Here is a 21788-nt window from a genome sequence, read left to right on the forward strand (position 1 = left end):
ATTACAGTAAATTTCTCTTTTTTTACATTAGAAAAACCCTTTTTGAACCACTATCCTTAACAACTATATTAGTTATCTGTGAACTCTTTAATTAAATTCATTTTATCATAAAATTCAATATTTTTTATTACAAAAAGGTTTCAAACGTAAAATGATTTTCTGAAAATGCTTTACTTACTTTACATACATTAGACAATTTCTGAGCCAAAAATGTTTCATAATAATATTTTTTTATAAAAAACATAAAAAAAGTCAAATATATGAGCAACTTTGAAAAATAATTGTTCATATATTTGACTAGTCCATTTCAAGTGTTCTTATCTATCACTTTTTTCATAATTCATTTAGTAATTAACATACTATATGGTTAAACCACTATATAAGATTTTCATAAATTTTCACTGTAGATTTTATATTCTTGTTCCAAGAATATTTTTTAGCTTGTACCAATCCATTTTCTATTATACTTTCTCTATATTTTTTATGCATTATAACTTCAAGAATTGCATCCTTTAGATATAGCTCATCTTCTAAATCTACTAGTAATCCACCATTTTCTATTACTTCTCTATTAAATAGAGTATTACTACTAACAATTGGTATTCCACAAGCCATAGCTTCTAGTGACGATAAAGGAAATCCGTCATATTCAGAAAAATTAACAAAGCATTCTGATGCATTGTATAAGTATGGCATATTTTTATAATGTATTTTACCAGTAAAAATCACCGAATCTCCAATTCCTAATTTATCTGCCATTATTCTTAATTTACAAAAATATTCATTTCTTTTTCCAATATAATCTCCTGCAATAACCATTTTAATGTTTTTTGTATATTTATACTTCTTTATGTATTTAAGAATTCTCAATAAAATGTGTAGGTTTTTTCTCGCATGTAAACTTCCTGCATATAAAATAAAATCTTCATCTATGTTATATAATTTTTTACAAACTTTCTTACTATTTGATTTAGGTAACATTTTAAATCTTTTTGAAATCCCAGGGTATACAACATTTATTTTTCGTTCATCTACATTAAAATGTTTTACTATTTGACTTTTAATAAACTTAGATACAGCAATAATTTCATCCACCTCATTAATAGTATTCGGAAAAACATTTAGGAATTTTTCAAAATATTTTTCATCAACATACCCCAAATTTTCCATTGGTAATAAATCATATATTGTAACTATTGTTTTACAATTTTTGTTTTCTGGTATGCTAAAACCATTATTTAATGAATGATATATATTTATCTTATTGTGTATTATATGCTTCTCAAGCTCTGTAAAATCATTTTTACTTCTATCAATATTTAGGTTTACAAGCTTGTTTTTTTTATTACAATTTAAAAAATAATTTCTTTCAGAATCATCCCATATAATATGGTAATCAGGTTGCGGAAAGTATTTAAACAAATTTTTAAAGTATTCGAATGTATATGAATACATACTTGTTCCTTCTAATTTAGTTAAAGGAAATCCATCTAAACAAATTTTCATATATCCACCTCATTTCTTAGAAAGATATCTGTTCCGATTAAATTTATACAAGTCTCAAACTCACTGATATATTATAGAGATTCTACCATGAAATTTGATTTATACATGTACCAAAATCTCGGGCATCATCGAGTTATGGTATATGTATAAATCAATTATTGAGCTGAGATATCTATAAGTTAAAGACATGTATAAATTAAAATTCACTATAGTTGTTATCTATAAGTATTCACAGTCAAATTTGGAGTAGTCCTCATATTCTTCACTATCTTGTGCTAACTCCTTTTCTCCAATTCTCTTGTTTTTTTTCTTATTTCTTTTCTTTGTCTTTTTATCTGATTGACCTAAATTACTTTCTTCAAAAAATCCTGCTGGTATACACTCGATAACTTCATTTTTTTCCACCTCATATTCTTGAATACTATTTATATCAAATTCAATTTCATCAACTTCGCACTCTGTATCATTTTTCGAGCTTATAATATCCTCCAAAACACCATTTTCTTCTTCATATTCAAAATATATTTGCTCATCACTATTAATCTCATCATTATCTTTATCTTCATCTAAGAATTCTTCTTCAGATTCTTCTTCATATTCTTCTTCATATTCTTCTTCAGATTCAAAATCTTCATCATTTATAAACTTAGTATTTTCTAGGAATTCATCGTCACTCTCTTTCAAAAAATCCTTATATATGAATTGAACCATATATACTAAATGACTATATAATTTTCGATTTTCCACAAGTGAAAAATATGCATCTAATATATATACTTTTACTTCATCAATTTCTTTATCTTCTTCTAATTCAGTAAATGTGTTAAATGGTACATTGATATTTACAAGATTCGTTTTACTAGAATGTCCTTTTTCTGAATATATAACTTTTATATTCTTAGTTCCATCAATAATTGTTGTTCTCCCAATAGGTGTTTTGACTTCTCTTTTCGAATTAGTTTCAATATTTATAACTACTTGAAATATATCTCTTATTAATGATTTACCTCTAGGTATAAAAAAAGTCTCTGTTTCTGAATATTGAACAAAATGTCCATTAATTACTTCTGTAGGTAAATCTTTTGCATTAGTAATCCCAACAACATCTATAGAATTTCTAACTATACCCATTTTAAAATTTTCCTCCTAAAAATATTATATTCCTCTACTTTACACCTTTTTATAATTAAATTAATTAATAAAATACCACACTTATTTATATTAATAGATATGAACTTTTATTACAGATCAATTATTTTAGTGTAAATTCCGAAAAAATCAAAACTTTGTTATCAAAATTTGTATTTTTTAATATAATGAAATTGAGATATGTTTTAGGAGGTAAGTATGGGAGCAAGATTAACAAAGTTTGAATTTAAACCAAAACCTAATGAAGAAATTGATGCAATTATCAAAATTCCAAAAGAGCAAAGAAGTGCTATTCACGGTGTAGTTGTAGATTGGTGTGGTAAACCAGTAAAAAATGCAGTTGTAAAATTGTTTCTTAAAAAAACTTCTAACAAAAAGTGTTCTTTAAAACCCCTTACACACACTTTCACAGATGATTGCGGTCAATTTTTATTTGGACCTTTAAACCCATGTCGTTGTTATGTTGTGAAAGTTTGGTATGCCGACCCCGTTTGTAATAAAGAGGTAGTAATCAATCCTGAAGATTGCCAAATTGATGATAATCACCACGAAGATGATTGCAACGAGCATTGCTCCTGCTCAGATGACCATCATTCTGATGACTACGATGATGATTATGATGATCTTGATGATTAAAACCAAAATTCCTGGTATTCCCAGGAATTTTTCTTTATATTTAAAAAATATTATTAGATTAATGAAAAAATACTATATTATAAAATTTTCATTCTCCTTGTGTTCTTCTATTATTTTATTTTCCCAATAGGTAGTAGCTGCTTTATATCCTGATTTAAATAATTTTATTGTCTTTTCCTTTGAGATATCAAAGTCAGTTGATTCAACTCCATGAGTAGGAATAAATATTGTTCTTTGTACATCCTCATCAGATAAAACTTGATCATTTGATACAGTAGACATGGTACTTACAATATCTCTTAAAAATGACACTGCATCCGTCTTACCTTTTGAAGTATAGCTTGAATATGAGTTTAAAAATTTAAATCCTATTGTTGAATATTTATATTTGATTTTATTGTCAAAAATACGAAGTGGATAATTACAACAAACTGATCCATCAACAATATAACTGATATTACCGTTATAATTGAATTTTACTGGCTTAAAATAAAATGGAATACTTATACTCATCCTAACAGCTTTTGCAACATCAAAATTCATCCCATCTATCCCATATCTATATAAATCATCTGGTAGCACTACTATTCGATTTAAAGTTATATCTGAAGCTATAACTTTTAGTCTTGAAACTCCATTATTACTAATGTCTTTGAACTGTACTACACCTTTTTGTCTTAACAGTTGTCTAATCCAAGCTTCAACATACTCTCCTGAGTATATTCCTTTCTCTCTTAGAACTGATAAGTGCTTTCCAAGAAAAGGTATTCTAAATGATCTACCTTTATCCAAAAAATCATTATAATTTAACTCAGACATAATGTTTTGAAGTTCTTGAGCATTATATCCCGCGGATACTAAAGACGCAACTACAGCTCCCACAGAACTTCCCGCTACATTTTCCCAATAAATATCACACTTGTGTAAAAATTTCAAAGCTCCAATTATGCCTATTCCTCTAATACCTCCTCCTTCAAATACAGCATTATATCTATACAAAAATATCATCCCCTTAAGCATTGCTAATATTAATTTCTATATTATATACTATTCATAATACATTATTTTACAATTGAAAACCATTGTTTACCATTAAAAATTTATACATTTCTAAACAAAATAAAATACTCCCCTAACTTATAGATATCTCAGTTCAATAATTAATTTATACATGTCCCATAACTCGTTAGTACCCGAGATATCGGTACATGTATAAATTAAATTTCACGGTAGAATCTCTATAGTTAGCGAAGTAAATATTTCTTCATTCAATTCTTTAAGTCTAAATGTATTCACAATAAGGAGCAATAGGACATTCCTCACATTGGGGTTTTCTTGCTTTACATATTTTCCTTCCATGCCAAATTAGACAGTGGTGCATTTCACTCCATTTTTCTTTTGGAATCACCCTCATAAGCTCATCCTCAACTTTATTCGGAGTTTTTCCCTTGGCAATACCTATTCTATTAGAAACTCTAAAAACATGAGTATCTACTGCAATAGCCGGTATATTGAATGCATTAGCTAAAACTACATTTGCAGTTTTTCTACCTACACCCTTTAACTTCACTAATTCTTCAAAAGTATCCGGAACATTGCCATTATAATTGATTATTATATCTTTAGAAGCTTCAAGTATATTTTTACTCTTATTTCTGAATAATCCACAACTCTTTATCAATTCCCCTAATTCTTCTCCACTTAACTCAATAATAGATTGGGGAGTATTATATTTTTTAAATAATTCTGTTGTAATAATATTAACCCTCTCATCAGTACATTGAGCAGATAAAATTGTAGCAATAAGTAGTTCATATGGTGTTTTATAGTCAAGTCCACATTTTGCATCTTTATAAGTTTCACTTAATATCTGAATTATTTCATTAATATTATTTTGTTCCATGATTATCACAACCTTTTTATAAAAGATTTAAATAATTTCTTTTGCGATAGCAAAACATCTTATTCCAATCTACGAAGTAGGTAAAGACTTCGCTAAAGATTTTCTGCAAGAAAATCATCCTTAACTTGTTACTTGTCACTGTTCTTGTCGCTTGTCACTGATTTATTTCGTTTTTTATTTTGTTGACGAGTAAGCTCCTCTATATTCTTCCGGAAGTAAATCCGCAATACTATGCATAATAGTATTTAAACACTTTATCTCATAATCTTTCTTGTTTTCCTCTTTATTTATCTTTGGTAAATTAAACATTTTACCAATTTTCATATTTATTTTAGAATAATTAAATTTTTCCTGCTCCATTTTACCCTCTTTATTTATTGGTAGTAATTTTTCTGTACCTGTCATTGCAATAGGAATTATTGGTGCTTTAGTTAATTTTGCAATTAACAATATACCTTTCTTTCCTTCTATCATTTTACCAACTCTACTTCGCGTTCCCTCCGGAAATATAAGAATACTATTTCCACTCTTTAATATATTTATTATTTTTTTTATGCCTTCTTTATCTGCAGTATTTGGCTTTACAGGAGTTGTTTTAACTATATTTAGCCCAAGGTTAGTAAGTGAGTTCCCTTTTAGCTTAACACCTGCTACAAAAGTTATATCATCATATTTATTTAAAACTTTATGCAATACAAGTCCATCAGCATTACTCAAATGATTACATATGTATATAGCTGGTTTTTTAACCTCTAATAAATTTTCTTCACCTTGTACTGTGATATCTGCATATTTATCTACGTAACCTAAAATTACTTTTCTAGAAATAAAACTTACTAAACTTTTAGGTAACATTCCTATTACTTTTGTCATCCAAGGAGATATCATTATATTTCCACCTTTCATATATCTATTTCTCTATCAGTGCACAGTTCACAATATACTGCTATTGTGCATTGAATATAGATAAACTTACAAATTAGTTTATCTATATATAGTAAACCATCTCTAAAATATATTATAAGTTGGAATTGTTCAAAAGTCTATTATAATAATCATTAATATACTCTGATTCAAAATACAAATTTGAGTTTTTATCACTGTTACCTTTAAAAAATTGATTAATAACCATGTTTCTAATTAGAATATTTTTGCCCCTCCAACCACAAGATGTGATTTTATATTTTTTTCGAAAAGTACTTCCTTTTAAATTTAAAATATCATAATAATCAATAGTTTTCATAAAATCAAATGGTTTTAACTCAAATATATCAGAAAATTGTACTTCCTTATTGTATGGACATATATCTTGGCAAGTATCACAACCAAATAATCTACCATCAAGTTTTGAAAACCATTTGTCTTCTATATCTTTTTTTTGAGTAATATATGATAAGCAAATATTCGAATTATTTACTACCAATGCATTAGTTGGACAATGTTTTTGACACAAGTTGCATTTACCACATAAACTTTCTTTCGGTTTATCTTCATCTATTATCAAATCTGTAATTATTTCTCCTAAGAATACATACGACCCATATTTTTTAGTAATAAGCATTTTATTCTTCCCTATAAATCCAATCCCAGATAAATACGCTATATACCTTTCAGGTAATGGATTGTTATCAACAAAATATTGTGCTTCACCACCTAGTTTCTCACTTATAAAATCACAAATTCTTTCTAGATAGTTCTTAAGCACTTTGTGATAATCCGCACCTCTCGTGTATTTCGAAAAGTACACTCCTTTATTTTCCTCTTTATCAAAAATATACGGGAAAGCTACTGACATTATAGTTTTCCCATTCTTCATCAAACTAAAAGGATTAATCTTTACTTCAATATTTTTCTCTTCGAACTCATTTAAAAATTTTTTTTCTTTTAAATCTTTATAATAAGATTCTAATTCGTTGAATTTCCTACATTTCGTAAATCCAACTAAATCTAAACCTATTTCTTTGCAATATTCTTTTATTTTAGATTTATTATCCAATCTTACCCTTCCTATCACGCATTCATTTCAACTTTTTTCAAGTCAATAATTTTTTTATTACTAATTCGAACAATTTTACCTGGAGTACCTACTATAGTAGCATCATTAGGTACATCTTTTAAAACAACTGTATTAGCTCCTATCTTAGAATTGTCTCCTATATATATTGGTCCTAATATTTTAGCACCTGCGCCAATCACTACATTGTCACCTAATGATGGATGTCTTTTTCCAGTATCTTTACCAGTACCACCTAATGTTACTCCATGATACAAAGTTACATTATCCCCTATTATAGTTGTCTCACCAATAACTACTCCCATACCATGATCTATAAAGAAACCTCTTCCAATCTCTGCTCCTGGATGTATTTCTATCCCTGTTAGTCCTCTAGAAATTTGAGATATTAATCTAGCTAAAAAATATAATTTCATTGTATATAGTTTATGTGTGAATCTATAACTAACAAGGGCATGAACTGATGGATATAATATAAAAACTTCCATTCTATTTCTTGCTGCTGGATCTTTTTGCAAAATATTATCTAAATCATATTTTAAATTCTTTATAAATTTTAACATATTATCCCCCTTTATATATCATATTGCCTAAATATTTTTGATTTTAAAAAGAATAAAGGTATATAAACAATAAAAAAAGCCTTATCTCTAAATACTTAGAGACAAAGCTATGTTTGCGGTTCCACTCTAGTTGGATATAAAAATACCCCACTCTTTTCAAGCACATATAATACTCTATCACTATAACGGGTGAACCCGTAATTCCCTACTACTCTTTCGGAAATTCAACTCCAAAGGGCACTTCGCATAAACTCAATATAGAAATCTTTCAGCATTTGATTTCTTCTCTGAATACATCATTTACACTACTTTCCTTTTTCAATGTATTTAAACTTTTATAAATTCATATCTCAGTGTTTTACTGTGATTTATGTTTTTATTATATGCTGTTAGTTTTTATTTGTCAACAGTTTTTAAATTATTTATTTTCCCACCATACATATGACTAAGTTAACTACAAAATCTATGTTTACCTATAATCTTAATCAGCGGTCTCGACCAAATCCAAGCACTAGTAGCTGTGTTAGGATTAAAGTAATAAACTGCTCCTCCAGATGGATCCCATCCATTTAATGCATCTCTAGCTGCATTTACAGATGACTGCACTACTTTAGCATTTATCTGCCCATCTGCAATGGCTGTAAAAGCTCCAGGTTGATATATAACACCTGCTATAGTTGATGGAAATCTAGAATCTGCAACTCTATTAAGTACTACTGCTCCAACAGCAACCTGACCTTCATAAGGTTCTCCTCTCGCCTCTCCATTAATTAATCTAGCTAATAAATCAACACTCTGATTTGATGTTGATTTTTTTCCAGAAGATGCGGAATTAGATGTATTAGTGCTTATACCCATAGCTTTTAAAGTATTATCTCCAGCAATTCCATCTACAGTAAGACCGTTTTTTCTCTGAAAATATTTTACAGCAGTGAATGTTTGATATCCATATATTCCGTCTATTCCGTCATTATAATAACCCCACCGCTTCAATTTATCCTGTATTACCTTTACTGTATCTCCTTTTGAGCCATACTTATATACAACAGTCTTTATTGCCTTATTATATGGATATAAATATAAGTTTGTAATTGAATATGTAAAAATAAGCATTAAAAAGAGTACAACTTTCCTTTTCTTATCAAAATGTTTCACAATAAAACCTCCAATTAATACATAATCTTTCTTAAATAACACAACAATATTTTATGTAATTTTTGAAAAATTACTCATTTAATTAATAAAATATTTAAAAAACAAAAAAGAAGCTCTTCAAATGAAAAGCTTCCATAATTAAATATTCATTTTTGTTAAACCGCTTTTTTTAGAGCTCTTGTACCTTTTTCAGAATAGAATTCTTCAATAATATCGTTTATTACCACTATTCCCTGAAGTTTCTTTTCTTCATTAATGACAGGAATTGCTATTAAATCGTATTTAATAAATTTCTTTAATGCATTTAATATTTTTTCATTATCATTAGTTGTAATAACATCTTCATCCATAACATCTTTTATACCCGTTTCTGGATGAGATAAAATTAGGTCCCTTACAGATAACACTCCTTGAATTTTTTCCTCTTCGTCAATAATATAAATATAGTGTAAGGCTTTTTCCTCTGGTCTTGCTTCTCTTAGAAGTTCTAATACTTCTCCTACTTTTATATTTAAACTAAATGCAATATGATCAGTATTCATTACACTACCAACTGTTTCATCTTCATATTTCATTAAATCTCTAACAGTTTCCTCATCATCTGATTCCAGATTTAACAAAATCTTTTCTTTTGTATTATTATCTACCTCTTCTAACAAATCTGCAATTTCATCATTAGACATATTATTAACAACTTCTTTTATTTTGGAATCACTTAATGATTCTACTATAACAGCCTGTATATCGGGTTCTATCTCTTCAAGTGTATCAGCTGCGGTATCCTCATCTAAACTCTCAAATATTTTATTTCTGTACTTTAAATCAACATCTTCAATAATGTCTGCTATATCAGCAGGATGAAGCTTTGATATCTTTTTATAAGGTATTGAGATTTTCAAGTTGTCCCCAAAGAACTCTAATGATTCAACATCATCCCACATTACAACAGTATCCGTTAGTTTTTTCCTAATAATTTTATAAAATCCTTGAATCAAAACATTTAACTTATATCTCCTACTAAGAGCTAAAATGCCAGTTTCTACAGCAATAACTCTTAATTCCCCTCCAATGTCTGCTAATCTCAAATCGTTAACTCTTACAACTTTTTTTCCATTAACATCTACTATTTGCTTATCAAGCAAATTCTGGGAAAGTAAATAGGAAAATTTTCTAGGAATAATATCCTTTGCCATTTTGATTTTAATGGTAAGTTTTCCATTATCTTCGTAAAACTCAGTATGTCGAAATTCATAATTAAAAATTTCTCCATCTTTTTTTACTTTATATCCAATTGCTTTTGGATAACCATTTCTATCAGTTGCATAAATATCATAAAGTTTACCAATACAATCTCCATATTCATCATAAATTTTTCTATGCAAAACACTACTTAAATAAAAACTAGTCAATCTATCCATGGATATTCCTCCTCTTACAGAGAAATACCCCAATAAGAATAGATAATTCAATATACATTATCTTATATATCCAATTATCTATTCAAAAAGATATTTCTCTGTACCAATATTAAATTTTCATTACTAAACCTCGGACTATAAGGCCCCGCGTCCATTAATTTCACCTCTCTTTTTATTAATCACAAAAATATTATACCTAAAGTAACTTCTAAAAAATCACATTAAATAATTTAGTATTCTATTACACTTTAATTATAAAATCTACTTGATTAAATTTCAACAATTATTTCTTTATTATATTATATGCTGAACTGTATGAATGTTTTCATACTCAGTATAAATTGCGAAGAAGTTCGAAATTTATAGTGACAAGTTCCAAGTGATAAGTGACAAGTTGTGGATACCTTTCGTAAACGAAAGCTTTTAACTAAATAAAAGATAAAAAAATTCCTTTTGCGTAGCAAAAGCTTATTGTTCCATCATCGAAGATGATAAAGGCTTAGTTAAAGATTTTCTACAAGAGAATTATCCTAAGAGTCGGCTTAAGAATTAGTTCTACTTTTCATTCAAAAATATGCAATCTTCAAGAAAGAATTTTTATTACGAAACTTTATTTATACATGTACAAAATCTCAGGTACTTATGAGTTTTGGACTTGTATAAATAATTAGTTGAATTAAAAACTCTATATGTTTTTTGAATGAAATTAGTAGAAGTTATTCTTCAACGATCTCTTTCATTAACTTGTAACTTATCACTTGTCACTGTTTTAGTTCGTCTTTTATTTCTATTGAGTAAATACTCCCTTCATATTTAACCTTTATTGTGTTAATATTAAGACTAGATTTGGAGGATATACAATGAAAATATACAATGAATTTTTACCAACTTCTAATGAAGAAATGAAAAAACGAAATATAGATGAATTAGACTTCATAATTATTACAGGAGATGCCTATGTTGATCACCCCTCTTTCGGAACTGCTATTATTGGTAGAGTCCTAGAATCTGAAGGATTTACTGTTGGAGTTATATCTCAACCTGATTGGAATGATGTTTCTCATTTTAAAAAATTAGGTAAACCTAAATATGGTTTTCTTATAAACTCAGGTAATATGGACTCCATGGTAAATCACTATACTTCTTCTAAAAAAAGAAGAAAAAAGGATTTATACTCTCCTGGAGGCGAAATTGGAAAAAGACCTGACAGAGCTGTTATAGTATACAGTAATCGAGCTCGTGAAGCTTATAAAAATGTACCAATCATAATTGGTGGTATGGAAGCTAGCTTAAGACGATTCGCTCATTATGATTATTGGTCAAATAAAATAAGAAGAAGTATTCTAATAGACTCTAAAGCTGATCTTTTAATATATGGAATGGGCGAAAAAACTGTAGTTCAAATAGCAAATTTGTTAAGCTACGGTAAAGATATTAAAGATATTACTGATATTTCAGGAACTGTTTTTTTATCAAAAAATATTGATAATTATATAAATAGTGTTATTGTCCCTTCATATGAAGAATGCATATCAAATAAAAAAGCTTTTGGAGATAGCTATAAACTTGAATATTATGAACAAGACCCTATTAGAGGGAAAAAAATTATTCAAAAACATGGCGACAGATATCTAGTACAAAATAAACCACAAATGCCTTTAACAGTAAAAGAAATGGATACAGTATATAATTTACCTTATACTAGAACTTACCACCCTAGTTATGAAAAAAAAGGCGGTATACCAGCTATATCAGAAGTTAAATTTTCTATAACATCTCATAGAGGATGTTATGGAGGTTGCTCATTCTGTGCTTTAAATTTTCACCAAGGTAGAATTATTCAAAAACGTAGTGAAAAATCCATTGTAGATGAAGCTAAATTAATGACTACTTTAGATGATTTTAAAGGTTACATTCACGATGTTGGTGGTCCAACTGCAAATTTTAGAAATGTTTCTTGCAATCAACAATTAAAACAAGGAACTTGTTCACACAAGCAATGCGTGTCTCCAAAGCCATGTAAAAATTTAAATGTTAATCACAGCGAGTATTTAAATATATTAAGGAAGATTAGAAAAATACCCAATATAAAAAAAGTATTTGTTAGATCTGGAATTAGATTTGATTATTTGATTTATGATAAAAATGATACATTTTTCAAAGAATTATGCAAACATCATATTAGTGGTCAATTAAAAGTTGCTCCAGAACACATTAATGATAATGTACTAAAATTAATGGGAAAACCAGAAAATGCTGTTTATGAAAGATTCAAACAAAAATATGAAGCAATTAATAAAAACTTAAATAAAAAACAGTTTTTAGTTCCTTACTTAATATCTAGTCACCCTGGAAGTACTCTAAATACTGCAATAGAATTGGCTCAATATATTAAAAAAATGAACTATACACCGGAACAAGTTCAAGATTTTTATCCTACACCAGGTAGCCTTTCCACTACTATGTATTATTGCGAATACAACCCTTTAACAGGTGAAAAAGTTTATGTTCCTAAAACTGAAGCTGAAAAAAATATGCAACGATCTCTGCTACAATTTTCTTTACCTCAAAATTATAAATTAGTTAAAAAAGCTTTAATTCAAGCTAAAAGAGAAGATCTTATAGGAAGTAATAAAAACTGTTTGATTTCAAATCACCCACCAAAGGTTAAAAACAAAAATTCTAAACCTAAAAATATAGAACCCAGAGAATATAAAGCAAATAGAAGTAAAAGAAAAACAAAGTTCAAGAAAGAGCATTAGCTCTTCTTGAATTTTGAAATTGCATAGTTTAGTACAAATACCCAACAAATATCACTAAGTATAATGTGAGGAAATATTCTAATGTTTAATATCGAAAATGACAATTCTAATAGTGTCATTAAAACAGCCCCAATACATATATTTATTCCAAATTTATCTCTAAACTTATCATATTTTGTTAGAATGATAATCATAACACATGCCATTAAAAGAAAATATCCAAAATTAACATATCTGAAATTATAAAATTCCGTAATATAGCCATAAATGGTATTTGTAATTATAAACGAAGAACATTTGTATATCATAATGCTATAGATTACTGCAAATATTCCTAGTACAAAAAAAGCATATGTAAAGTTTATTTTATCATTTCTAATAAAAATATAGATAACAGTTAGAGCTACTGCAATTATAGCTAAGTAATTTATAAAAAATATTGGTTTTAAAACAAATAAATATTTTAAGTCACTTGCAAAAAATAATAGCATTAGGGACAAAAATCTAAAAAACACTAAAACATATACTATATTAGCAAAAATCTTTATCTTATGTGGAGAACTTCTATTGCAAACTTTTATTCCTTCAAATGAAAGAACTATCATAAAAATAAGTAAAACTAAATAAATGTTGACCACATCACTCTTCCTCAAAAAATTGTTTTAATAATATTTACTCATCAAAAGGCTTATTTATTCATATCAAATTAAATATTATGTACTCCTAAAATTTTAATCTCATTTTTTATACAGCTTATTTCCAAAGGAAATCCAGGCCCTTTTTCTCCATCTATGTCTGTTCCTAGGTCTTCATGGCATTCTACTGATAGCCTATCTGTTTTAAAATACACTATACCTTTTCCATATTCTAAATGCTCTTTTTTAATCATTTTTATAAAAAGTGGTATTATATCTTTTATAATGCCAGCTTTTATAATAATAACATCTAAAAGTCCATCCTTGACACTTGATTTATAAGCAAATTCTAAATTTCCTGCAGTTGCTCCATTGAATATGAGCATTAAATACATATCACCATCAAAATTATCATGGTTTGAAGTAACCTTTACTTTGACTTTTCTAAAGTTTGGTATTTGTTCTATGCCTTTTACATAGTATGCTAATTTTCCTATAGCATTTTTTAAATTTTCGTCTGTCTTTTGTGAAACATCTGTGAATAAGCCTGTACTAGCTACATTTATAAAGTATTTTTCATTTATTTTTCCAATATCTACTTCTGTTACTTCTGAATTTAAAATTTGTTCACAAGCTTTTTCAACATCAGAAGACATACCAATAAATTTCGCAAAATCATTAGCAGTCCCTGTTGGTAAAATTCCTATTGGTAAATCAACATTCATTTGTTTCATTACATTAACTACGTTGTCAACAGTTCCATCTCCACCAGCAATCAATATGTATTTATATTCTTCTATATTATCAAAAGCCATTCTCAAATCGAAATCTCTTCCAATTCTAAATGGAGAAACATCAATATTGTGTTTTTGATGAACCTTTATAACTGTATCTAATTTTGAAATGATTGTATTTTCACCAGAATAAGGATTATATATAAATTTAACTTTCTTCATAAGATCTCCCCTGTCTCTTATTAATAGTCTTTCTTCTATTTTACTATTATTTTCTCTTAAAGAAAAATCCCGCCATTGAAAATTGACGAGATTTAATATAATATTTACTAATTTAACATTATATTAATATTTTATTTTGAATCGGTAAGAAAAATTTATTATAATTCTTTAGCCAATTCTAAATTGAAGGACTACATGGTTCTGAAATATCACTTAATGCATCTCCTGCTTCATTAGTTAAATTTGGCTCTACCGCCAAGTCACCAAGTGAAACTATACCAACTAGTTGGTTATTATTAGCAATAGGCAACCTTCTTATTTGTCTTTCACTCATAATTCTTGCTGCATCTTTTGTATCCATTTCTGGGTTACCAAGTACAGGGTTTGAACTCATAATATCTTGAACTTTTTGAGTATTAGAGTTTATTCCTTCCGCAGATGATCTAAGTGCAATATCTCTGTCTGTAACAATTCCTACTACATTTTCTCCTCGACACACAGGTATAGAACCAACATTATATTCTTTCATCAATTCAGCTGCATGGTCTACTTTATCTTCAGGAGTTATAGTTGCAACATCTTTCGTCATAACATCTTTTACTAGCATAAGAACACCTCCGTTCTTAGTATACCCAGTTATAAATTTTGTTATTAATATTTTTTTAATTATTAATAATAAATCTGCTATCTACACTGTTTTAAAACGGAGCCTATTCCTTAAATAGTAATTCTTCTTCAATTTCAGTCAATATATAATCTCCCTCTAATTTTGTTTTTAAGATACATGATTTATTTTTACAATAATCATTATAGTAAGAACTAGATTCATCAATAGCATCTATAACATCATCAATTATATCTCCTACTTTTTCTGCTCTTTTCAAAGCATCTTTAACTTCGCTCTTCTTAGACAATGCAATATTATTTAAATCTGATGCACCACCTATTAACAATCTATACGCATTAACTAATTGATTTAGTAAAGTAACAAGATTATTGCAATCCTTGTAATAAATTTCAATAACTCTTCGATGTCCCAATTCATCACCTTTTAAGAATACTGTTCATTTAATTATATTAGATTGCATATAATTTCATACCATATAATAATAAGCCATTGTAATCATTATATAAACAGATAATAATACTGCACCTTCAAACCAATAAGTTTTTCCATCTTGAAAAACGAAAAATGAAATACCAATTGCTATTAAACTAATGATTATTTGAAAATAATTAAACACTAAATCCATATTCACGCCAGTAACATATGCGAATACTACAATAACCGGTGTCACAAATAAAGCTATTTGAATACTAGAACCAATAGCTATCTCTAGACTTAAATTTATTTTATTTTTGAATGCACACATAATTGCAGCTAAATTTTCACCAACATTACCTAATATAGGTATCAAAATAATACCCAAAAACTCCTGTGATAAATTATAGGTATTGATTAATCCTCTTATGTTAAAAATCAATCTTTCGCTTACAAAAAATATTAAAATAGAACATATTATAATATTAATAATTAATATCTTTTTCTTTTTCATATCCTTGCTACTTATTTTTTTTCTTATAATATCTTCATCTATTTCACTTACTAAGAATAAATTCCTATGAGTAAAAAGTGAAAAAATTAATCCTAGAATATAGATAATTATTAGAACTAATGAAACTTTTAAACTTAAAGAACTTAATATCAGATTGTCCAGATTACTATAGCTATTTAAAGATGTCAAAACAATTATTGCTGATATCGCTAAAAATAGCATACTAAAATTAGTTCTAGCAATTAATTTATTAAAATTTTGTTCTTTGTATTTTATTCCTGCCCAAAATATTGATATTCCTAAAACAAGTAGCATATTGCATATTATCGAACCTATTAATGCAGATTTAACTAAAGCAATCATGCCATAATTCACAGACCATAGTCCCATCATTAATTCAGGCATATTTCCTGTAGTAGCAGCAATGAGCCCGCTTTTTTTATCCCCTATATACTCGGAAATATTTGAGGTTCCTTTTCCTAATACAGCAGCTAGTGGAATGACCAATAATGAAAATATTATAGAATTTAATAAAAACTCTTCACTGTGAAAAAATACTATAATAATTATTGATAAAATGTATAGTACAATTTTTTTCATATATACCTCATAAATATTGTTTGCTCTTATATTTTATGTTTATATTCACATTTTGGTTATTCACAAATATTATAAAAAAAATTGCGAATCCTAATTCACAATTTTTTTCTTTAATTCTTTTCCTGTTTTTGTTGTTGCAAGGCCACCCATAGCAGTTTCTCTTAATTCACATGGCATACTCTTTCCAACTCTGTACATAGCCTCTACACAATCATCAAAAGGTATTTTACTATTAACTCCACTCATTACTAAATCTGCAGTAGTTAACGCACTTACTGCTCCAGCTATATTTCTTTTGGCACATGGTACTTCTACTAATCCTGCAATTGGATCACAAACAAGCCCCAAAATGTTCTTTATAACAATAGCCCCTGCATTAAGAGCCATTTCTACAGAACCACCCATCATTTCTACTACAGCAGCAGAGGCCATAGCTGCTGCAGAACCGCATTCTGCCTGACACCCACCTTCTGCTCCTGATAAAGTAGCATTTTGTGCAATTATATTTCCAACTCCTGATGCAGTAAATAAAGCTTTTACTAATTCATCGTCATTCTTACCAAGTTTTTCACCTGCACTAATTATAACTGCAGGTAATATCCCACAAGATCCTGCTGTTGGTGCGGCAACAATTTTTCCCATTGCAGCATTCACTTCGGAACATGATATTGCTCTAGCCATAGCTTTTACTAAAAAATCACCACATAATGTGTTCTTCGTTTCTATGTATTTACTTATCTTTAAAGAGTCTCCACCTATAAGTCCACTCAAAGATTTAGTTTCATGTGTTAGCCCGTAATCTGCAGAATCTCTCATAACATCTAGAATCTTTTTCATTTTCATAATTATTTTTTCACTATCTATCCCTGTTTCTTTACTTTCACACTTTATTGTATAATCAGCAATGCTAATATTATTTTTATTGCATATTTCTATTAATTCTTTACCGCTATTTACAAAGCCCATTATTCTCCCTCTTCCACTGGATTTATGTATTTTACGCTTTTTATACTTTCCACGTCTTTAATCTTTTGAATTAAATCTGTAGATACATTTGAATCCGTTTCGATAATCATTGTAGCTTTAGAACCTTTACCTGTTCTATAAACTTTTAGAAAAGCTATATTAATTTTAGCTTGAAATAATACTGTTGTAACAATAGCTATAACTCCTGGGTTATCAATGTGTTTAATAATAATAGTAGGGTAATCTCCTGTAAACTCAACATTTAATCCATCTACAGAGATAATTTTTATATTTCCTCCTCCCACAGAAGATCCTGTTATTTCCACTTTTGTACCATTACTTTTTCTTATCTCAAACTTCACAGTATTAGGATGTACATCACCCAAATCATCTTCATGAAAATAAAACTCTAATTCTTTATTTTGAGCAATTTCAAAGGAATTTCTCAAATTTTCATCCCATGGTTCCATACCTAAAATTCCAGCTACTAATGCTTTATCTGTTCCATGTCCTTTATATGTTTTTGCAAAAGAACCATGAAGATAAAAATCAGCTCTTTGTGTACCTTCTCCTGCTATTATACTAGCTATCTTTGCAAGTCTTGCTGCTCCTGCTGTATGGGAACTTGATGGACCTATCATTATAGGTCCTAATATATCAAATGAACTATAATTTTTCAAATCAACACCACCATATTTTACTAATATTTATAAAAAACACTTCCCCCAACAAATTCTTTTAAAATCGAATTCCCAGGAACTAATTCAGACTCAACATCTTTAAAAAAGTTAAGAAAACTTATTAATCTCTTAGCTTCATAATATACTGGACTAGTTTCTTCAATTTTCTTCAATTGAGGTAACGCATATTTTCTTAATACACATAATTCATAAACCAAAGTTGAGTTGAACATAACATCAGCTTCTTCTTGAAAAGGAAAAATATTTTTTTCTTCTCCTTTTTTTATAGATGGCCACATCTTCAATGTATCTTCAGCGCCATATCCTCTAGATAAATAGTCTCTAACTATTCTTCTTATTCTTCTGACATCACTAGTTGCTATTCTATTATGGTTATCAAGATTTAATTGTGTCAAAGCACTTATATAAACTTTAAATTTATTTTCTTTTTTAATAGAAGACGTTAATATTTCATTCAATCCATGTATTCCTTCTATTAACAATACACCATTTTCAGGTACATAAGTTTCACTATCAGCCCAACTTCTTTTTCCAGTTAAAAAATCAAATTTAGGAAGTAGTACATTTTTACCTTCTAATAGCTCACATAAATTTTTATTAAATAAATCTAAATCAAGAGCATAAATAGATTCGAAATCATAATTTCCATTATCATCCTTTGGTGTATGTTCTCTATCAACAAAATAATCATCTAATGATACTTGAATTGGTATTTTTCCATTTACCCTAAGCTGTATACCTAATCTCTTAGTAAATGTTGTCTTTCCTGATGATGAAGGGCCTGCAATAAGTACAATTTTGATCTTTTCCTTTGATGATATCATATCTGCAATATTTGCAATTTTCTTTTCATGAAGTGCTTCAGATATCATTACCATCTCATGAATTTCTCCATCAACAACTTTATCATTTAATGACCCAACATCTCCAACATTTAAAATATTTCCCCAAACTTCAGTTTCATAAAATATTTTTGATAATTTCTTTTGTTCCTTAAACTCAGGTATTTTATTCGGATTATGGATTGTCGGAAAGCTTAAGATAAACCCTGGTTTATAGTATCTAAGTTCAAAATTCTTAATAATACCAGTAGAATAGGCCATTGGTCCATAAAAATAATCATATCTTCCACATAGAGAATATAATTTTACTCTCTTCTTCTTAGAATGTTTTAACAGTCTTAATTTATCTTCCATCCCATAATCTCTGAAAATTTCAATAGCTTCTTCTTTACTTACCTCACTTTTTTTAATATGTTTATCATCATTAATTATTTCTTCCATCTTATTCTTAATTTTTTTTACATCTATTTCTGTAAGTTTAGTTTCTTTATTTATTTCACAATAAAGCCCTTTACTTAATGAATGTTCTATAGATATTTTGGCTTTAGGAAATATTTCTAATACAGAAGTAATTAATATAAATTTTAAAGTTCTAATATATGTTCTCATAGCTATCCCATTAGAAATATCTATTAGTTCTAATTTGCCTTCATCATATATTTTTTTATATAACTCTAATAATTTTCCGTTAAATCTACCTAATGTAACAGTCAGATTATTATCAAGCGAATTATCTTTTATAATTTTGTGTATCGTAGTTCCTTTTTCAACAAAAATTTCTTTTCCATTTTCTATTTGGATTTTTATTTTACTCATAGAACCTCCGTGACTTTGATATTGTACTAGTTTATTTTATTCATAATATTAATATAACAAAAGTTTTGGGAAATTATAAGTGCTTTATGAAAATTTTGTTATAATAACGTATTCAGCCAAAAGAATACAGGGAATAAATTCGCATGCTTTAACTAGTGCTAATTTATTCCCTAATAATTCTTTTATTTTTTTAACAAAAATACTTTATTTAGATAAGCATACTGAATTCCTAATAACAAGTTCCATTTCAAAAACTTTTGATATCGGTTCACTAGAAATCTCCTCTAATTGTTCTTCCATTAATTGAATAGCAGTATTAATCATTTTTTCTCTAGGGCTACGAATTGTAGTCAAGGAATAAGACATTCTTGATGCATCATCAACATCATCGACACCAATTACTGAAACATCTTCCGGGACACTCAATCCCAACTTATAGCGAGCTACATCCATTACTCCCAGAGCCATAGTATCACTTGTACAAAAAATTGCATCAGGTGGATTTTGCCTAGTAAGCAACCGTTGTGCTGCTTTGCAACCTGATTCATAAAGGTAGTCTCCAGTTTCCATAAGCCACTCTTTAATACCTCTTTCTTTAAGACGATCTGTAAAGCTTTTTTCACGAGTGAAATCTACTAATGCACTATCACTACCCGATATATAAGCAATGTTCTTATGCCCTGTATCGATTAAAAAATCTGCAATAATGCTACCTATTTTTGAATAATCATATCTTACAGAACATACATTAATGTTAGGAATATAACGATTAAACAAAATTACGGGAGTATTATTTTTAAAGCATTGATCAGCAATTTTGGGTGATATAGTAGATGATATAACAATTATGCCATCTACTCTGTACTTAAGCATTTGAACTATTGCATCGTCAGCTAATCGCCTTGGGTCTACAGTAAACACAAATGTTTGTCTTCCAGTCTTTTGCAGCTTTGATATAAAGCTGTTCAAGTAATGAGGCAAAACAGTACTTCTTATTTCAGGGATAACAATCCCAATAATTTTAGTTTCTTGGACAAGTAAACTTTTTGCAATGGCATTAGGATTATATCCTAGTTCTTGTGCTACATCAAGAATTTTTTTACGTGTTTCAGGTTTTATTTTATTATCCCATTTAGGATTAAAAACACGAGAAACAGAAGATTGAGAAACTCCTGCTAATCTTGCAACCTCACTAGAAGTTATATTCTTAACAGTAGATTTTCCAGAAGATTTTACGTTTTTATTCACTTAGTGGAACTCCTTTCACATTAGCTAGTAATTATTTTTAGATTATAACAATTTACTTATGTATTATAAATAATTTTACCATATACATGCTACATTTCGTAAGAAGTCTAGCATTTTATAATAACATTGTCAAGAATATTTAAAAACAATAAAAGGATAGGGAATAAATCAGCTTAGATAAACTAATTTATTCCCTTAAATTTTAATGATTTATAATCATTTTGTTGCTTGTTTCTTAATTCTAAAGATTAATTAATGCTAAGAATATATATTGACTAAAGAAGAATATTAAAGCTATTTTAGCGTATTTGTCCATTGAGAATGGAAGTATAGATACACCATCTTCTTCTGTATTTCCTTCT

At 28.2% G+C, this 21788-nt stretch carries 20 protein-coding genes and 1 other annotated feature; of the genes, 2 read left to right on the forward strand and 18 right to left on the reverse strand.

Annotated features, from left to right (window positions below):
• Window positions 1-375: 375 nt before the first annotated feature.
• Window positions 376-1506, reverse strand: a complete 1131-nt coding sequence (locus tag ACQ3F0_RS11530) for a glycosyltransferase family 4 protein (RefSeq protein ID WP_428865399.1) — start codon at window positions 1504-1506, stop codon at window positions 376-378.
• A gap of 219 nt (window positions 1507-1725) precedes the next feature.
• Window positions 1726-2637 (reverse strand): hypothetical protein, encoded by a 912-nt coding sequence (locus tag ACQ3F0_RS11535; protein WP_428865400.1) that lies wholly within the window; start codon window positions 2635-2637, stop codon window positions 1726-1728.
• A 216-nt stretch (window positions 2638-2853) separates the two neighbouring features.
• Here ACQ3F0_RS11535 and ACQ3F0_RS11540 point away from each other — a divergent pair, with 216 nt between their 5' ends.
• On the forward strand, window positions 2854-3291 hold the full coding sequence (locus ACQ3F0_RS11540) for a carboxypeptidase-like regulatory domain-containing protein (RefSeq protein WP_428865401.1): 438 nt from the start codon (window positions 2854-2856) through the stop codon (window positions 3289-3291).
• A gap of 72 nt (window positions 3292-3363) precedes the next feature.
• Here ACQ3F0_RS11540 and ACQ3F0_RS11545 read toward each other — a convergent pair whose 3' ends face one another.
• The 7 genes from ACQ3F0_RS11545 to ACQ3F0_RS11575 all read right to left on the reverse strand — a co-directional run bounded on the left by ACQ3F0_RS11545 (window position 3364) and on the right by ACQ3F0_RS11575 (window position 10344).
• Entirely contained in the window at window positions 3364-4290 is a 927-nt protein-coding gene (locus tag ACQ3F0_RS11545) for a patatin-like phospholipase family protein (protein ID WP_428865402.1), read from the reverse strand.
• 283 nt (window positions 4291-4573) lie between these two features.
• On the reverse strand, window positions 4574-5194 hold the full coding sequence (nth, locus tag ACQ3F0_RS11550) for an endonuclease III (RefSeq protein WP_428865403.1): 621 nt from the start codon (window positions 5192-5194) through the stop codon (window positions 4574-4576).
• 174 nt (window positions 5195-5368) lie between these two features.
• Window positions 5369-6082 (reverse strand): lysophospholipid acyltransferase family protein, encoded by a 714-nt coding sequence (locus tag ACQ3F0_RS11555; RefSeq protein ID WP_428865404.1) that lies wholly within the window; start codon window positions 6080-6082, stop codon window positions 5369-5371.
• Window positions 6083-6212: 130 nt separating this feature from the next.
• Window positions 6213-7190 carry a tRNA epoxyqueuosine(34) reductase QueG gene (queG, locus tag ACQ3F0_RS11560; protein WP_428865405.1) on the reverse strand — a complete coding sequence of 326 codons (978 nt, stop codon included), beginning with the start codon at window positions 7188-7190 and terminating at the stop codon, window positions 6213-6215.
• A 14-nt stretch (window positions 7191-7204) separates the two neighbouring features.
• A complete protein-coding gene (gene epsC, locus ACQ3F0_RS11565) occupies window positions 7205-7771 on the reverse strand; it encodes a serine O-acetyltransferase EpsC (RefSeq protein WP_428865406.1) in 567 nt (188 codons plus the stop codon).
• 94 nt (window positions 7772-7865) lie between these two features.
• Window positions 7866-8102 (reverse strand) — a binding site (T-box leader).
• Window positions 8103-8221: 119 nt separating this feature from the next.
• Window positions 8222-8884: a spore cortex-lytic enzyme gene (gene sleB, locus ACQ3F0_RS11570; protein WP_428865423.1), complete on the reverse strand. Its 663-nt coding sequence runs from the start codon at window positions 8882-8884 to the stop codon at window positions 8222-8224.
• 197 nt (window positions 8885-9081) lie between these two features.
• Window positions 9082-10344 (reverse strand): magnesium transporter, encoded by a 1263-nt coding sequence (locus tag ACQ3F0_RS11575; RefSeq protein ID WP_428865407.1) that lies wholly within the window; start codon window positions 10342-10344, stop codon window positions 9082-9084.
• 860 nt (window positions 10345-11204) lie between these two features.
• On the opposite strand from ACQ3F0_RS11575, the gene ACQ3F0_RS11580 reads away from it, so the two are divergent.
• The gene (locus tag ACQ3F0_RS11580) at window positions 11205-13106 is read left to right on the forward strand and encodes a YgiQ family radical SAM protein (RefSeq protein WP_428865408.1); all 1902 of its coding nucleotides are present in this window, start codon (window positions 11205-11207) and stop codon (window positions 13104-13106) included.
• On the opposite strand, the gene ACQ3F0_RS11585 is transcribed toward ACQ3F0_RS11580, so the two are convergent.
• The 9 genes from ACQ3F0_RS11585 to ACQ3F0_RS11625 all read right to left on the reverse strand — a co-directional run bounded on the left by ACQ3F0_RS11585 (window position 13103) and on the right by ACQ3F0_RS11625 (window position 21426).
• On the reverse strand, window positions 13103-13744 hold the full coding sequence (locus ACQ3F0_RS11585) for a hypothetical protein (protein ID WP_428865409.1): 642 nt from the start codon (window positions 13742-13744) through the stop codon (window positions 13103-13105). The genes ACQ3F0_RS11580 and ACQ3F0_RS11585 overlap by 4 nt on opposite strands.
• Window positions 13745-13812: 68 nt before the next feature.
• Window positions 13813-14697, reverse strand: a complete 885-nt coding sequence (locus tag ACQ3F0_RS11590; RefSeq protein WP_428865410.1) for a YegS/Rv2252/BmrU family lipid kinase — start codon at window positions 14695-14697, stop codon at window positions 13813-13815.
• A gap of 178 nt (window positions 14698-14875) precedes the next feature.
• Window positions 14876-15304 (reverse strand): CBS domain-containing protein, encoded by a 429-nt coding sequence (locus tag ACQ3F0_RS11595; protein ID WP_428865411.1) that lies wholly within the window; start codon window positions 15302-15304, stop codon window positions 14876-14878.
• A gap of 103 nt (window positions 15305-15407) precedes the next feature.
• On the reverse strand, window positions 15408-15737 hold the full coding sequence (locus ACQ3F0_RS11600; protein ID WP_428865412.1) for a hypothetical protein: 330 nt from the start codon (window positions 15735-15737) through the stop codon (window positions 15408-15410).
• Between the two features lie 54 nt (window positions 15738-15791).
• Complete coding sequence (gene cax, locus ACQ3F0_RS11605) at window positions 15792-16853, reverse strand: calcium/proton exchanger (protein ID WP_428865413.1); 1062 nt, start codon at window positions 16851-16853, stop codon at window positions 15792-15794.
• Between the two features lie 90 nt (window positions 16854-16943).
• Window positions 16944-17819, reverse strand: coding sequence for an L-serine ammonia-lyase, iron-sulfur-dependent, subunit alpha (gene sdaAA / locus ACQ3F0_RS11610; protein WP_428865414.1), 876 nt, complete (start codon window positions 17817-17819; stop codon window positions 16944-16946).
• Window positions 17819-18499: an L-serine ammonia-lyase, iron-sulfur-dependent subunit beta gene (gene sdaAB, locus ACQ3F0_RS11615; protein ID WP_428865415.1), complete on the reverse strand. Its 681-nt coding sequence runs from the start codon at window positions 18497-18499 to the stop codon at window positions 17819-17821. Before sdaAB ends, sdaAA begins: the two co-directional genes overlap by 1 nt.
• 20 nt (window positions 18500-18519) lie before the next feature.
• Window positions 18520-20178: a nucleoside kinase gene (locus ACQ3F0_RS11620; protein WP_428865416.1), complete on the reverse strand. Its 1659-nt coding sequence runs from the start codon at window positions 20176-20178 to the stop codon at window positions 18520-18522.
• Window positions 20179-20382: 204 nt separating this feature from the next.
• Entirely contained in the window at window positions 20383-21426 is a 1044-nt protein-coding gene (locus ACQ3F0_RS11625; protein ID WP_428865417.1) for a LacI family DNA-binding transcriptional regulator, read from the reverse strand.
• Window positions 21427-21788 lie beyond the last annotated feature (362 nt).

Source organism: Clostridium sediminicola, assembly GCF_050402865.1.
Taxonomy (GTDB): Bacteria; Bacillota; Clostridia; order Clostridiales; family Clostridiaceae; genus Clostridium_AF; species Clostridium_AF sediminicola.

Bases quoted from the DNA above. Each gene is read 5' to 3' on its own strand.
- ACQ3F0_RS11555 (WP_428865404.1), bottom strand. From the start codon at position 6,082: ATGATATCTCCTTGGATGACAAAAGTAATAGGAATGTTACCTAAAAGT.
- ACQ3F0_RS11590 (WP_428865410.1), bottom strand. From the start codon at position 14,697: ATGAAGAAAGTTAAATTTATATATAATCCTTATTCTGGTGAAAATACA.
- nth (WP_428865403.1), bottom strand. From the start codon at position 5,194: ATGGAACAAAATAATATTAATGAAATAATTCAGATATTAAGTGAAACT.
- ACQ3F0_RS11595 (WP_428865411.1), bottom strand. From the start codon at position 15,304: ATGCTAGTAAAAGATGTTATGACGAAAGATGTTGCAACTATAACTCCT.
- ACQ3F0_RS11575 (WP_428865407.1), bottom strand. From the start codon at position 10,344: ATGGATAGATTGACTAGTTTTTATTTAAGTAGTGTTTTGCATAGAAAA.
- ACQ3F0_RS11580 (WP_428865408.1), top strand. From the start codon at position 11,205: ATGAAAATATACAATGAATTTTTACCAACTTCTAATGAAGAAATGAAA.
- epsC (WP_428865406.1), bottom strand. From the start codon at position 7,771: ATGTTAAAATTTATAAAGAATTTAAAATATGATTTAGATAATATTTTG.
- ACQ3F0_RS11530 (WP_428865399.1), bottom strand. From the start codon at position 1,506: ATGAAAATTTGTTTAGATGGATTTCCTTTAACTAAATTAGAAGGAACA.
- ACQ3F0_RS11620 (WP_428865416.1), bottom strand. From the start codon at position 20,178: ATGAGTAAAATAAAAATCCAAATAGAAAATGGAAAAGAAATTTTTGTT.
- ACQ3F0_RS11540 (WP_428865401.1), top strand. From the start codon at position 2,854: ATGGGAGCAAGATTAACAAAGTTTGAATTTAAACCAAAACCTAATGAA.
- ACQ3F0_RS11535 (WP_428865400.1), bottom strand. From the start codon at position 2,637: ATGGGTATAGTTAGAAATTCTATAGATGTTGTTGGGATTACTAATGCA.
- sdaAA (WP_428865414.1), bottom strand. From the start codon at position 17,819: ATGGGCTTTGTAAATAGCGGTAAAGAATTAATAGAAATATGCAATAAA.
- sleB (WP_428865423.1), bottom strand. From the start codon at position 8,884: ATGCTTATTTTTACATATTCAATTACAAACTTATATTTATATCCATAT.
- cax (WP_428865413.1), bottom strand. From the start codon at position 16,853: ATGAAAAAAATTGTACTATACATTTTATCAATAATTATTATAGTATTT.